Genomic DNA, 13,815 nt, shown 5'->3' with positions numbered 1-13,815 from the left:
CTGCTGTGGATGACACTGCCCCGCTGCGGATCTGCATCCCCACCGAGACCTACTCTCCGGAGGTCAACGGCGCGGCCACCTTCGCACAGACCCTGGCCACCGGCCTGGCCTCCCGCGGCCATGAGGTCCATGTCATCTGCCCGTCGGCCACCGGCACCCCATCGACGCGCTGGGAGGACGGCGTCCTCGTCCACCGGGTGCGGTCGCATCGCTGGTTCCCGCACCCCACCTGGACGATCTGCATGCCCTGGGAGACCAAGCCCGAGGTGTCCCGGCTGCTCGACGACATCGCACCTGATGTCGTGCACACCCAGGCGCACTTCGTCGTCGGCCGCTACGCACTGAGCGAATCCCGCAGACGCGGGATCCCCGTCGTCGCGACGAACCACTTCATGCCCGACAACGTCCGCCCCTATGTCGACGCCCCCGAGCGGCTGCTGCGCTACGGCAGCGCGGCAGCCTGGTGGGATCTGCGCCGCTCCTTCGAGAAGGCCGACTATCTCACCGTGCCGACCCAGCTCTCAGCCGACCTGCTGACGGAGAACGGCTTCACCAGCCCGATCGAGGCGGTGTCCTGCGGCATCGACCTCTCCCATTTCTTCGCCGCCGATGACGTCGCACCGGATGTCCAGCGGGTGCTGTTCGTCGGCCGGCTGTCGCTGGAGAAGAACATCGGCGATATCATCGCCGCCCTCGCGCAGACCGACCCGGATCTCAATCTGCACGCCGATATCATCGGCGCCGGCTCCGAGGCCGAGGCGCTGCGCACCCAGGCAGCGCGGCTCGGGGTCGCCGACCGCGTCCGACTGCGCGGCAAGGTCAGCGATGAAGAGCTCGTGCGCGCCTATCAGGAGGCGACGTTCTTCTGCATGCCGAGCACTGCCGAACTGCAGAGCATCGCCACCCTGGAGGCGATGGCCTCCGGCAAGCCCGTGGTGCTCGCCGATGCGGTCGCCCTGCCGCACCTGTGCCGGCACGGCGAGAACGGATACCTGTTCGAACCGCGCAATGTCGACGAGCTCACCGCAGTCTTCACCCGGCTGCTGCAGATGGATGAGGCTGAGCGCCAGCAGCTGGGGGAAGCCTCCCGGTCCCTCGTGGCGCGCCACGATGTGCGTCACACTCTCGATACCTTCGAAGCGATCTACCGCCGCGTCATCGCCGAACGCACCCAGGCCTGAGCCCGCGTCGGCCTGGGCTCAGAGGTCAGTCCGGGCACGGAGCCCAGCCCGGGCTCCGAGGCCAGCCCGGCGTCAGCTGTCGGCCGGTGTTACCCAGTCGGCAGGGTCGAAGGTGCTCGGCTGCCGGTTCATCGCCTTAAGGTCGAAGCTGCGCTCGGCCTCCTGCAGATCAGCCCACGGCCCGAAGCCCAGCGAGGTGCCGAGCCAGGCGAAGAAGTCGAAGCCGGAGCCCTCCAGCTCCGCCGGGGTGACCGCCCCATCGCGCTTGGCCAGCCGCTGACCACCCGGACCCAGCACGAGCGGCGCATGGATCCACTCGATCGCATCGGCTGCGATACTGTGGTCGCCGGCGCTCACGAGCTCCGGGCAGATCTGCTGGAGCAGTCGCGCGAAGAAGAGCTGCCGCGGTGTCGAGGAGGCCAGATCATCAGCCCGGACCACCTGGTCGATGCCCATCGCCAGATCATCGACGACGACGGCCAGATGATAGGAGTGGACGCTATCGCCGCGGCGCAGCACGAAATCATCGATGAACCCGCGCACGGCGCCGAGCAGCACATCCTCGGCCACCACCTCGGGCCCGGCCGGTGCCAACGGCACCTGGAGGAGACCCGCGGCTGCCTGCGCATTCAGACGGATCGCCGGCTGTCGTCCCGCAGCTGCGAGCCGCTGCCGCTCAGCCTCGCGCGTGCCGGCCGGCAGGCTGCGGCAGGTGCCCGGATAGGCGCCCGGGGGGGTGTGCGGGGCAGAAGGCGCGGCCTGGATGTCCTTGCGTGAGCAATAGCATTCGTAGACGAGGCCCGCTGTGGCGAGCGCCTCGATGACGTTGGTGTAGAGCGCGGTGCGTGCGGACTGCACGACGAGGGGGCCATCGGGGATGAGGCCCACAGCAGCGCAGTCGGCCAGCTGCTGCTCAGCGGCTCCGGGCTGCACCCGGTCGAGGTCTTCGATCCGCCAGCGCAGCGCCCGCCCGCTCGAATGCGCGCACAGCCAGGCGATGATCCCGGTGCGCAGGTTGCCGATGTGCAGTCGGCCGCTCGGACTCGGCGCATAGCGGCCGGCGCCGCCCAGCTCAGGCTCTGCACCGCGCAGCTCAGGCGTGGCGCTGGGCTGTCCGGGCACGTCGCCCGGCTGTCCAGACACAGCGGCAGGTGCTGCAGGGGAGCTGTCCATGCGCTCCATCGTAGTCCTCGTCACAGCTGCGCCCGCAGAATCCCGACCGTATTGCCGCGCCGGAAGGAGAGGTGTAGGAATAGTGAAATGGCAGACAAACGGCACGCTGAAGGAACGGGCGGCTCCGAGAGGAATCCGCAGATGGGCGACGAACAGCGTCGCATCCTCCTCATCGCGCTGGTGCCGCTGTTCATGTCGCTGCTCTCAGTCTCGATCGTCAACGTCGTGCTGCCGGCGATCGGCACCTCACTGGAGGCCTCGAACACCGCACTGCAGTGGGCGCTCACCGGCTACGCCCTGACCTTCGGCGTGTTCCTCGTGCCGGCCGGGCGCGCCGGCGACCTGTTCGGCCGCGGCAAGCTGTTCATCGCCGGTCTGGCGGTGTTCGGCCTGTCCTCGCTGCTCTCCGGCATCGCGCCGAACCCCTTCGTGCTCAACACCGCCCGGCTGCTCATGGGCGTCGGCTCCGGCCTGCTCAACCCGCAGGTCATCGGGCTCATCCAGCAGTACTTCTCCGGCGCCTCCCGCGGTCGCGCCTTCGGACTCATGGGCTCCGTTGTCGGTGTGTCCGTGGCCCTCGGCCCGACGCTCGGCGGTGTGCTCATCCGCGTCTTCGGCGATGATCTGGGCTGGCGGATGTCCTTCCTCATCAATGTGCCGATCGCGATCCTCGCCGTGGTCCTGGCCGTCACGAGCTTCCCGCGCTCAGCATGGGAGCCGCCGGTCGTCCCGGCCGCCCCGAGCCCGCCGCCGACAGCAGACGACGCCGCGACCGCAGGAAACGCATCCGCGACTGCCTCAGCGGGTACAGCCCCGCGGCGCGCCGGCATCGACCTCGACCTCATCGGCGTGGCGCTGCTGGGCCTGGGCACCCTGTGCATCCTCGTGCCGCTGCTGCTCGGCAGGGCGACACTCGGCACCGGCGCCCTCGGCCTGCTCGGCATCGTCCTCATCATCGGCTGGGTGCTGTGGGAGGCCGGCTACAAGCGCCGCGGCCGCAGCCCGATGGTCGATATGGACCTCTTCCGCACCCGCAGCTTCGCCAACGGCTCGCTGCTCATCTCGATGTACTTCTTCGGCACCACGAGCGTGTGGGTGGTGCTGGCCGTCTACGCCCAGAACGGACTCGGCTTCACTGCCCTGCAGGCCGGACTCATCGGCCTGCCGGCTGCGATCCTCTCTGCGATCTCCTCTTCGGTCGCCGGCCGCTACATTGTGCGCATCGGCCGGCCACTCGTGCTCTTCGGCATGGCGATGGCGATTTTCGGCCTGCTCGCCGGCATCGGGGCGGTCATCATGCACGACTCCGCCGGCTGGCCCTTCGCACTCGTCGTCACCGCTGTGAGCTTCATCGGCCTCGCCCAGGGCCTGGTCATCAGCCCCAACCAGACCCTGTCGCTCACCGATGTGCCGCTCAACTACGCCGGAGCTGCCGGCGGTGTCCTGCAGACCGGGCAGCGGATCGGCACCGCCATGGGCCTGGCCGTCGTGACATCGGTGTTCTTCGCCGTGCAGGCCGCAGCCGGCTGGACGACGGCCTTCTCCGCCTCCTTCGCCGTCATCGCCTTCGTCGTCACCGCCTCGGCGGTTGTCGGCATCATCGACTGGATCCAAGGCCGGGCGAGCGCCGCAGCCGATCCCAGCTGACGCCTCGGGCGCGGCACCCACCCGGCAGCGCGCTCAGACGCTGGCCGGATCTCAGCTACCAGACGTTCACTTCAGCGCGCGTGCCAGCTGCACGAGTTCTCGCTAGGCTGGACGCATGCCGGTGTCTGCAGCCGATGCAGGCCGTGTCCCCGCACTCCAGCGAGCAGGAGACCATGAACTCGATCGTCACAACCCCGTGGTCGGCAGTCATCTTCGACATGGACGGGGTGGTCACCGACACTGCCTCCCTCCACGCAGTCGCCTGGAAGCGACTCTTCGACGACGTCCTCGCCAGTCCCGAGGTGAACAGCGGCGACCTGCCGCTCAGTCACCACATCGACACCACCCCCTTCGACCAGGTTGAGGACTATCGGCGCTACGTCGACGGCCGGCCGCGCGAGGACGGTGTGCGCACCGTCCTCAACGCCCGCAACATCTTCCTGCCCGAAGGCGATGACGACGATCCCACCTCGGCGCACACCATCCACGGGCTCGCGCGCCGGAAGAACGACTACTTCTCCGCCCTGCTCGACCGCGAGGGCATCGAGGTGTTCTCCGGCACCGTCCGGCTCATCGAGCGGCTGCGCCGCGGCGGCACCCCGATCGGGCTCGTGACCGCCAGCCGCAACGCCCCACAGCTGCTGGAGACGGCCGGCATCGCCGAACTGTTCGATGTCGTCATCGACGGTCAGGTCGCCCGCGACCGCGGTCTGCCCGGCAAACCCGCCCCCGACACCTTCATCGCCGCAGCCCAGGAGCTCGGCTGCGAACCGCGCCAGTGCGCCGTCCTCGAAGACGCCGTGTCCGGCGTGCAGGCCGCCCGCACCGGCGAGTTCGGCCTCGTCGTCGGCATCGCCCGTGACCGCAACCGCACAGACCTCGAAGCCGCCGGCGCCGATGTGGTCGTCACCGACGCCAATGAGCTCGACCTCGGCACCGTGCCGATGGATCCGTGGGAGCTGAGCTTCTCCGGCTTCGAACCGGAGCATGAGGGCCGCAGGGAGACGCTGACGACGCTCGCGAACGGCTATGTCTCGCTGCGCGGAGCCGCTCCCGAGGCGCGGGCCGGGCACTCCCATTACCCCGGTTCGTACATGGCTGGGATCTTCAACCGGCTGTGGAGCCACGTCAACGGCCGGGACCTCGAACACGAATCGCTTGTCAACCTGCCCAACTGGAACGTCTGCGATATCCGCTTTGCCGATGGCGACTGGTTGTCCGCCGGCGGCCTGCAGATCAAGTCCGATCAGCACACCCTGTCATTCGCCAACGGCGTGCTCACCCGCGAACTGACGCTTATCGATGCGCAGGAGCGGGAGCTGGCGGTCCGCCAGCAGCGGCTCGTGTCGATGGACCGCAAGCATGTTGCGGCGATGCTGACGGAGATCACCGCGGTCAACACCGCCGCTCCGATCGTCGTGCGCACCGGCATCGACATGAACGTCATCAACGACAATGTCCGCGAATACGACGCCCTGTCGAAGAAGCACCTCATGACGACCCACCAGGAGTACGCTGCCGACGGTACGCTGCTCGCTGAGGTCGAGACGAGCCAGAGCAAGCTGCGCATCGCGATCGCGCAGCGCACCCAGATCCACATCGGCGGGCAGACGGTGCGGAAGTCGAGGGCGGATGAGACGGTGGTGGTGCGGCCGGTCGAGTACCCGGCCGGCCTGTTCCAGGACACCACGCTGACCGCCGAGGTGGGGGAGACCGTCGGCATCGACACGACGACAGCTCTGGTCAACTCCCGCGACAATGCGCTCACCTCCGTGCGCGAGGGTGCCGTCGATGAGCTCAACTGGCTGCCGGCGATCGGCTACGAGAACCTGCTGCCCGGGCATACGGCGGCACTGCAGCGGCTGTGGGAGCGCTTCGACGTCGAGGTCGAAGCCGACTCCAACACCCAGCTGCTGCTGCACCTGCACACCTTCCACCTGCTGCAGACGCTCTCGCCGCATACGGTGTTCGCCGACACCGGCACGCCGGCCCGCGGTCTGCACGGCGAAGGCTACCGCGGCCACATCTTCTGGGATGAGCTGTATGTGCTCCCGCTCATCAACCTCCGGCTGCCGGAGATCTCCAAGTCGATGCTGCTCTACCGCTGGCGCCGGCTCAACGCCGCCCGCCACCTGGCACGCGAAGCCGGGTTGGAAGGCGCGCTGTTCCCGTGGCAGTCCGGCTCCGATGGCCGCGAGGAGACCCCGGTCGAGCTGTTCAACCACCGCGCCGGACGCTGGATGCCGGACAATTCGTGGCGGCAGAAGCACGTGGGCCTGGCGATCGCCTACAACGCCTGGCAGCACTATCGGGCGACCTCGGACATCGGCTGGCTGGCCGAGCAGGGCGGCGAGCTCGTCATCGAGATCACCCGCCTGTTCGCCTCCCTGGCCACATACGACGCCGAGACCGACCGCTTCCACATCAACGACGTCATGGGCCCTGATGAGTACCACGACGGCTATCCGGGAATGCCGGGATCGGGGCTGCGCGACAACGCCTACACCAACATCATGACCGCCTGGGTGTGCCGGCACGCCGTCGAGATCTTCCGGCTGCTGCCCTCCTACGCTGCCGAGGACCTCATCTTCCGGCTCAACATCCAGCCGGCCGAGATCACCCTGTGGGGTCGGCTCGCCGCCCGCCTGGCGGTGCCGTTCAACGCCGACGGCCTCATCAGCCAGTTCGACGGCTACGACGATCTGCAGGAGCTCGACTGGGCCGCCTACCGCAAGAAGTACGGCAACATCGGGCGGATGGACCTCATCATGGAGGCCGAAGACGACTCGACGAACAACTACAAGCTGTCGAAGCAGGCCGATGTCACGATGCTCATCTACCTGCTCGGCGCCAACGGCCTCATCCGCGAACTCGGGCGGATGGGATACCGGTACACGATGCAGCAGGTCGAGCAGACCGTCGACTACTACACCGCCCGCTCGACGGACGGCTCCAGCCTGTCCAATGTCGCCAATGCCGCCGTGCTCGCCTCGATCGGCCGGCCCGAGGCGTGGGATGTCTGGCAGGAATCGCTGGTCATCGACCTGCACGACACCCAGTGGGGCACCACCCGGGAGGGCATCCACCTCGGCGCGATGGCCGGCACCGTCGACGTCGTCGTCCGGGCCTTCGCCGGTGTGCTCATCCGCTACGACCGCATCGAGTTCCGGCCGCGGCTGCCGGAGAAGCTCCCCGGTGTGCGCTTCCGGGTGATGTTCCAGGGCCACGTCATCGAGGTGCGCTGCTCGCAGACCGAACTCGTGCTCACCAGCCGGTCCCATGAGACCTCAACGGTCAAGGTGCGGGTCTGGGACGATGAGCGGCTGCTCGACGGCGGCGAGACCCTGCACTTCACGCTGCCCGACTCCCATCACGATGGCGTCGCGCTCACCGGTGCGATCGAGATCGTCGGCGAAGACGAGCAGTCCTGAGGCCCGCGGCGGCTGGGTATCGATTCACAGCTGCCGTGTATCAGTCTTGTCATAAACCGTCTTTCGGCCTCGGGTCCGTCTGCGCTCTGTGAGACACTGGACTCGCTCCACCGCATCCCGCCCGCAACGTAAGGATCTCTCGTGCTGTCGACTCCTGCCGATACCTCGGCGTCGAGCGAGATCGAAGGACTCATCCGCCACGGCCTCATCAACAGCTATTTCGCTCCGGTCGCCGATGTCTCCAGCCATGAGACCGTCGGCTACACCGTGATCCCGGCCCGCGCCGACGGCGACGCAGAGACGCATGAGCAGCGGGCAGCGGACTTCGAGCGGCTGCGTGCCGAGGTGCGCGCGACCGGAATGCTCGGAGACTTCGACTCCTCCCTGCGGCTCATCGGCATCCGCGATGCCGAAGCGGCCGGCCTGGGCTCGGCCACCCGCCTGTTCATGGGCGCTGAACCCGAATCCCTCGTCACCCTCGAAGACCGCACCGATGAGCCGCCGCGCTCAGTCGTCCTGCAGCTCGACCCGGCACGGATCGCCGCCTCACCGGCGACAGTGCTGCGCTCGGTGCGGCAGGCTCGCCAGCTCGGCTGGGGGATCGGCATGAGCTCGATCGGCCCGGACCTGCGCACGGCAGCGTTCCTACCCCTGGTGAATCCCTCGGTCGTCAGCCTGCATCCGGACGTCCTGCATATGGAGGATGAAGCCGAGCTCGCCGAGCTCATCCGGCTGCTGCGCGCCCACGTCGAACGCACCGACGCCGTCGTCATCGCCGAAGGCGTGACGACCGAGGCGGATATGCGCCGGGTGCGCGCGATCGGCGCCCGCTATGTCACCGGTCCGCTCATCGGCGAGCCCACCCGCGAACCGGCCCCGATCGAGAAGCTCTACGACGATCCGCTCGCCGAGCACTTCACCCGCAATCGGCTGGTCCAGGGCACGCCCTACTCCATCTGCCAGAGCCTCAAATGCGATCCGCTCGTCATGGACGAATCGCTCGTCGGCGCTGAACTGGCATCCCTGCAGCGCCGCGCGCTCAGCGGATCCCGTTCGATCGTCATCATCGGCATCTACGGCGAACAGGAAGAGGTGTGGGAGGACACTGCTGAGCGGTTCGCTGCGATCCAGCGGGCGTGCGGGTTCTCCGCGATGCTCTCCGGCGGCTTCGACACCGCACCGGTGCCGGGCGTGCGCAGCGGACGGATCGACCAGTCGGATCCGCTGCGCAACGAATACGGCCTCATCGTCGTCGGACCGGACTGGTCGGGCATGGTTGCCGCTTCCCGGAAGAACGATCCGGGACCTGAGGGGCGCGTCGAGTTCGACGTCTACATCACCACCGACCGCTACGCCTGCGTCGACGCCGCCCGTGCGGTGCTGACCCGTGTCAACAGCGAACGCTGAGCGCGATCACCGCATCCGGGGATCCGGCGCTCCGGGCGCCGTGCCGGCAGCGAAGATGTCGCGCATCGAGTTGAACTCGTCGGCAGAGCGCCTGCCCGATATGCGCGCTTTGGCAGCAGCATAGACGCGCCGCAGCCGCAGAAACAGCCACAGGCCGAACACCAGCAGACTCAGACCGGCCAGCGCAGCCAGCGGCGGCAGCACGAGCACCCCGATGAGCACGACGACGGTGGCCAGGTCCTCGCCCAGACTCGTGAGGAAGTTCGTCACCGGCTCCGGCAGCAGATTCACCAGTCCGCGCAGGGTCGTCTTGCCCAGACTCACGCCGGTTGCCGTCGCGCCGCCGAACACCGCGCCGGTCACCATCGCGGTCGTGCCGTAGTCCTCACCGAGCTGCAGGCCGATGAGGACACCGAAGACCGGACGCAGCACGCTGTGGATGACATCCCAGATCTGGTCGAAGAACTGGAACTTGTCGACGAGGAACTCGCCGACTGCCATGACGCCGGCGATGCCGAGCACCCAGGGGTCGGCGAGGATGTCCGGAATCTGCGCCACCACCGTGCTGATGGCACCGGGAGCGTCTGCCGGGATGAGCAGCTTGGCCATGCCGAGGAAGAACACAGTGAGATACGGCCGCAGTCCAGCTGCTGAGCCGGTACCGATAGCGACAAGTGCCGTGGTGGCAAGCCCTTCCATCGACCGACCTTCGAGTGAGGCGGGCACTGATGAGCAGATTCTACCGGTCTAGGTGTTTTAGGCCACTGACGTGAGCACCGCAGTGTTTGACACCGACATCCGCACCCCATACTTTTATCAGTAACAGTGAACTTTAGCCAGTAAAGCCAGGAGGGGAGTCACAGTGCGATACGACGACAGATCAGCTCAGTCACCGGACTCGGCAACTCGCACGCATGCCCCAGCAGGAATCGGGTCTGAGGATCTGACCGCGCGGGCACGGATCCGCCAGGCGGCGATCCGCCGCTTCGCTGCGGAGGGAATCGACAAGGCGCGCCTCAAAGACATCGCCGCGGATGCCGGTGTCACAACACCGCTCATCACCCACCACTTCGGCACGAAGGACGGGCTTCGCGCCGCCTGCGATGAGTACCTCGCTGCACAGATCAGAGAGCAGAAGGAGCGCGGGCTCAGCCAGCCGGGACAGGATGCCCTGCAGGCGATCCGCGAGCACTTCACGGGCTCGCCGCTGCTGTCCTATCTCGTGCAGACGCTGTCGACCGGCGGCGCGCACGTCGACGAGCTCGTCGACCGGATGGTCGATGACGCACTCGAGTACATGCGCCTCGGGGTCGACAGCGGCGTGCTGCGCGATACGCCCAAGCTGCCGCAGTACATCACGGTGCTCACCATGTGGCAGCTCGGTGCCATGGTCATGCACCGTCACGTCAAACGCCGCCTCGACATCGACCTGCTCGACGACGCTACGGACTCGGCCTTCGAATGGGCGCAGCTGGCCGGTGAGATCCTCACCGAGCCCGTCATGCTCATCAGCGCCACCGACCTCATGGGCGAAGACCCGCCCCACACCGCCGGTGAGAAGCCGGCGGATCACACGACAGACGGAACCGGCGCCTCGGGCGCGGACCCACGGAAGGACCAGACATGATACCGGCAATCCAGACCCGCGGGCTGACCAAGCGCTTCGGATCATTCACTGCCCTCGACGGACTCGACCTCACCGTCGAACCCGGCCAGGTGCACGGCTTCCTCGGCCCCAACGGTGCTGGTAAGTCCACGACGATCCGCGTGCTGCTCGGCATGCTGCGCGCAGACGGCGGCACCGCCGAGGTGCTCGGCGGAGATCCGTGGCACGACGCCGTCGCGCTGCACCGGCGCATGGCCTACGTGCCCGGCGACGTGGCCCTGTGGCCGAACCTCAGCGGGGGAGAGGCGCTCGACGTCCTCGGCCGCCTGCACGGCTCCGGCTCTGCCAAACGTCGCAGCGAGCTCATCGAGGCCTTCGACCTCGATCCGCGCAAGAAGTGCCGTACGTACTCGAAGGGCAACCGGCAGAAGGTCGCCATCATCGCAGCACTGGCCTCGGATGCCGAGCTGGTGCTGCTCGATGAGCCGACCTCAGGCCTCGATCCGCTCATGGAGGCGACGTTCGACGCTGTCGTCGGCGAGCTGCGCAGTGAGGGGCGCACCTTTCTGCTGTCGAGCCACATCCTCGCCCAGGTCGAGAAGCTCGCCGATGAGATCTCGATCATCCGGCAGGGTATCGTCGTTGAAACCGGCAGCCTCGTGCAGATGCGGCACCTGAGCCGCACCCACATCGAAGCGCACACCCGCACCCCGGCGGCCGGCATCGCAGATCTGCCGGGCGTCCACGACCTGCGGCAGGACGGCACCGAGGTGTCGCTCACCGTTGACGGCGAACACCTCAACGGCGTGCTGCAGCATCTGGGTGCGCACGGCTTCGACACGCTCACCTGCCACCCGCCGACTCTCGAAGAGCTCATGCTGCGCCACTACGGCGATGCTCCGGATGCCGGTTCCGGCCGGGCGTACAAGGCGGCGCACTGATGACGCCGGCCACCGCTCCCGGTCACGTGCTGACACCGCTTCAGCCGCCGACCGCGGTCCATGGGCCGAGCCACTCACTCGTGGGCACCGGTGCACTGCTCCGGACTGCTCTCAGACGCGATCTCGTGCGCAATATGTGCTGGATCATCGGCATCGTCGGCGGCACGCTGGGCGTCGGGATGGCATTTCCGGCCCTGTATGAGACGCAGGCCGACCGCCAGGTCGTCGCCCAGACCATGGGCACCCCCGCCGGACTGGCCTTCACTGATACCTGCGCGATTACACACTCGGTTCGATCCTCTCCCACCAGATGATCGGCTTCACCGGTGTCTTGGTCGGCATCATGTCCGTCCTCCTCATCATCCGCCACACCCGGACCGAAGAGGAGACCGGCCGAGGACGGGCTGCTTGGCCTTCTTCTTCGACAGCGGCACCTTGCGGCCGCGTTCGAGGATGACGGACTTGCCCGGTGCCTCCTGGATGATTTCCTTGGTGGTCTGCTCGGGCACCATGGCGTCGGTGACAGCCGCGGTGCCGATGATGTTGTCGTATGCCATGTTGGCTCCTCATTTACTTTCGCTGCAGTTGGTCCCGGAGCCAGTCTCCGGAACCGGTGGGCTTGCTCTCACGGCCCAGGCGCGGGTCGGGAGAGGTCGATGGGACACGGCTGGCTTTCAGCCGGGCGGCGAGCTTCTCTGCCTTCGCGTTGATCTCGTCAGGGCTACCGCCGCCGATGAGCTCAAAGTCATCAGCGGACAGGCCATGATCGAGTGCGGCCTTGGCGAGGGCGGCTTGGGTGATCGCTGAGTCCCGTTCCTTCTGCAGGGCGGCGAGCGCGTCGTCGGCCTTCTGCTGTTCGGTCTTCTGCGATTCCTGCCACTTGTCGAACTGCTTGGCCTTGTCGGCATTAGCCTTCGACTGTGCCTCGTGCTTGCGGGCCATGGCCTACCACTTCTCCACCTCCGAAGCAAGGTCTGGCTGCTCGGCAGGCTTCGCAGAGTCCTTGTCAGCACCCTGCTTCTGCTCAGCCTGCGCGGTCTCCTCGCTCGTGGTGTCGGCGCGGCCGGTGTCAGCCGGTTCACTCGTCGAATCGGACATCGTGTTCCTTCCCATGTCGGGGCATACAAAAACCCCCGCCATGTCGGCGAGGGTTCATGAAAACTAGAGTGCTGCGCGGGTCAGGTCGCGGCGGGGGTCCGTTCGTGCATCTCGATGAACGGCTGCAGATGCTGTTCGACCCACCACGGAATGTAGTCGTCACCTTCAGCGGTCGTCTCAGCGATGAGCTGCCGGGCAACATCAACCGCCCGCTCATACAGGGCCAGGTCCTCCACCCGGATACCCTCATCCACCAGCCACTCGAACGGCGCAGAGAACTCAAAGTCTGGTTCCTGAGCGAAATAGAACAGCTCTGTAGCGCGCGAGGTGCCTATCGCATCATCGTAGATGCGGGCCAACCCCACGTAGACCTCTTCCATATCGTCAATCGTCAGCATGCTTCAATTCTACCGCTTTACGACTGCGACGCTCCACTGTCTCCGGCAACCGGCGCAGAGACCCATCCCGGTTCACACGCCAGCCGTCACCGGCAACCGGGTATGCGGAAGTGACCTTGAAGGGTTTACGCGTCCGGTCCTTCTTCCCCGTCGGAGCGATCTGTACGACGATCGTCATGCCGTCGAACTCGCGACGCATCTGGTAAGTCCCTCGATACCGACCCGGTTCGATCATCGTCGGATCACCGAGCGTCTTTCGCACATGCTCGCTGAACTGCTTGGCGTCATAGCCTTCCGGAAAGAGCGTCTTCGGCCGCATTCTCACACCTGATTGAGCAGCTTTCCGATAATCCCCCGCGTGGGAGAACAAGTGACCGCCGCGTTGACGCGTCGGATTGAACGACGAAATGTGTTCTTCCCACACGCCGTTGTTGCGCAGGTGCACGTAGATGTCATCGCGGGTGAAGCCGACCGGGTCGCCGTTGACCATGTTCTGGTAGCGTCCCTTCGAATCCCGGCCCGGGCGCGGCCTGTCTCCCAGCCCACCGTCCTCAACGAAATCGAAGAATTGTCTGACCTGACTTCCACAACTGTAGTTACCCTGGCGGTGTGATTGCGACGCGGATGTGAGCGACGTCTTCGCTGACTGGGTCGGCGGCAGCGACGGTATGGCCGACCGCTGCGGAGTCGACAGCACCGAAGTCCGAAACACCTTGGCCGGGATTGAGGAACTCACGCGCTTCTTCCATCATCACAGCCAGTTCCGCTTCGGTTCGAGCCGAACCAATATGCTTAACGATCTTGTACTGCCCGCCAGACTTGTCCACGATCTGCACAAGCGTGACTCCCGGTCTTCCAGGAACACGACGGACAGACGGGCTCATAACCCCATTCCAGACACCCATGTAGTTACCCAAGAGCGAACCGCACAAC

Annotated in this window: 14 protein-coding genes and 1 pseudogene; 7 read left to right on the top strand and 8 right to left on the bottom strand. The window is 66.7% G+C overall.

Features of this window, described 5'->3' with window-relative positions:
• The first annotated feature begins 5 nt into the window (after positions 1-5).
• Entirely contained in the window at positions 6-1,181 is a 1,176-nt protein-coding gene (locus ACFFN1_RS04210; RefSeq protein ID WP_376838900.1) for a glycosyltransferase, read from the top strand.
• A 72-nt stretch (positions 1,182-1,253) separates the two neighbouring features.
• Here the strand turns inward: ACFFN1_RS04210 and ACFFN1_RS04205 are convergent, their stop codons facing one another.
• Entirely contained in the window at positions 1,254-2,354 is a 1,101-nt protein-coding gene (locus tag ACFFN1_RS04205) for a glutamate--tRNA ligase family protein (RefSeq protein WP_376838898.1), read from the bottom strand.
• 87 nt (positions 2,355-2,441) lie between these two features.
• Between ACFFN1_RS04205 and ACFFN1_RS04200 the strand changes: the two genes are divergently transcribed.
• The 3 genes from ACFFN1_RS04200 (at position 2,442) to ACFFN1_RS04190 (ending at position 8,839) form a co-directional block, all read left to right on the top strand.
• A complete protein-coding gene (locus ACFFN1_RS04200; RefSeq protein WP_376838896.1) occupies positions 2,442-4,001 on the top strand; it encodes an MFS transporter in 1,560 nt (519 codons plus the stop codon).
• Between the two features lie 173 nt (positions 4,002-4,174).
• Positions 4,175-7,432: a beta-phosphoglucomutase family hydrolase gene (locus tag ACFFN1_RS04195; RefSeq protein WP_376838895.1), complete on the top strand. Its 3,258-nt coding sequence runs from the start codon at positions 4,175-4,177 to the stop codon at positions 7,430-7,432.
• 141 nt (positions 7,433-7,573) lie between these two features.
• On the top strand, positions 7,574-8,839 hold the full coding sequence (locus ACFFN1_RS04190) for an EAL domain-containing protein (protein WP_376838892.1): 1,266 nt from the start codon (positions 7,574-7,576) through the stop codon (positions 8,837-8,839).
• Positions 8,840-8,845: 6 nt separating this feature from the next.
• On the opposite strand, the gene ACFFN1_RS04185 is transcribed toward ACFFN1_RS04190, so the two are convergent.
• On the bottom strand, positions 8,846-9,538 hold the full coding sequence (locus tag ACFFN1_RS04185; RefSeq protein ID WP_376838890.1) for a DUF4126 domain-containing protein: 693 nt from the start codon (positions 9,536-9,538) through the stop codon (positions 8,846-8,848).
• 163 nt (positions 9,539-9,701) lie between these two features.
• Between ACFFN1_RS04185 and ACFFN1_RS04180 the strand changes: the two genes are divergently transcribed.
• The 3 genes from ACFFN1_RS04180 (at position 9,702) to ACFFN1_RS04170 (ending at position 11,700) form a co-directional block, all read left to right on the top strand.
• Positions 9,702-10,466: a TetR/AcrR family transcriptional regulator gene (locus ACFFN1_RS04180; protein WP_376838888.1), complete on the top strand. Its 765-nt coding sequence runs from the start codon at positions 9,702-9,704 to the stop codon at positions 10,464-10,466.
• Positions 10,463-11,386, top strand: a complete 924-nt coding sequence (locus ACFFN1_RS04175; protein ID WP_376838886.1) for an ABC transporter ATP-binding protein — start codon at positions 10,463-10,465, stop codon at positions 11,384-11,386. Before ACFFN1_RS04180 ends, ACFFN1_RS04175 begins: the two co-directional genes overlap by 4 nt.
• A gap of 134 nt (positions 11,387-11,520) precedes the next feature.
• On the top strand, positions 11,521-11,700 hold the full coding sequence (locus ACFFN1_RS04170) for a hypothetical protein (RefSeq protein ID WP_376838884.1): 180 nt from the start codon (positions 11,521-11,523) through the stop codon (positions 11,698-11,700).
• 45 nt (positions 11,701-11,745) lie between these two features.
• Here the strand turns inward: ACFFN1_RS04170 and ACFFN1_RS04165 are convergent, their stop codons facing one another.
• From ACFFN1_RS04165 to ACFFN1_RS04140, 6 genes and pseudogenes are all read right to left on the bottom strand, one after another.
• A complete protein-coding gene (locus ACFFN1_RS04165) occupies positions 11,746-11,943 on the bottom strand; it encodes a hypothetical protein (RefSeq protein ID WP_376838882.1) in 198 nt (65 codons plus the stop codon).
• 13 nt (positions 11,944-11,956) lie between these two features.
• Positions 11,957-12,328 (bottom strand): hypothetical protein, encoded by a 372-nt coding sequence (locus ACFFN1_RS04160; RefSeq protein ID WP_376838881.1) that lies wholly within the window; start codon positions 12,326-12,328, stop codon positions 11,957-11,959.
• A gap of 3 nt (positions 12,329-12,331) precedes the next feature.
• A complete protein-coding gene (locus ACFFN1_RS04155; RefSeq protein WP_376838879.1) occupies positions 12,332-12,484 on the bottom strand; it encodes a hypothetical protein in 153 nt (50 codons plus the stop codon).
• 80 nt (positions 12,485-12,564) lie between these two features.
• Complete coding sequence (locus tag ACFFN1_RS04150) at positions 12,565-12,882, bottom strand: hypothetical protein (protein ID WP_376838877.1); 318 nt, start codon at positions 12,880-12,882, stop codon at positions 12,565-12,567.
• Positions 12,869-13,372 carry a hypothetical protein gene (locus tag ACFFN1_RS04145; protein ID WP_376838876.1) on the bottom strand — a complete coding sequence of 168 codons (504 nt, stop codon included), beginning with the start codon at positions 13,370-13,372 and terminating at the stop codon, positions 12,869-12,871. The genes ACFFN1_RS04150 and ACFFN1_RS04145 overlap by 14 nt, the downstream gene beginning before the upstream one ends.
• 106 nt (positions 13,373-13,478) lie before the next feature.
• Positions 13,479-13,815 (bottom strand): annotated as a pseudogene (locus ACFFN1_RS04140) (hypothetical protein); the annotation flags it as partial.

This window comes from Brevibacterium otitidis, assembly GCF_042429315.1.
Taxonomy (GTDB): Bacteria; Actinomycetota; Actinomycetes; order Actinomycetales; family Brevibacteriaceae; genus Brevibacterium; species Brevibacterium otitidis.
Note: the sequence above shows the minus strand (reverse complement) of the source record. Positions and strands in the feature narration are given on the sequence as shown.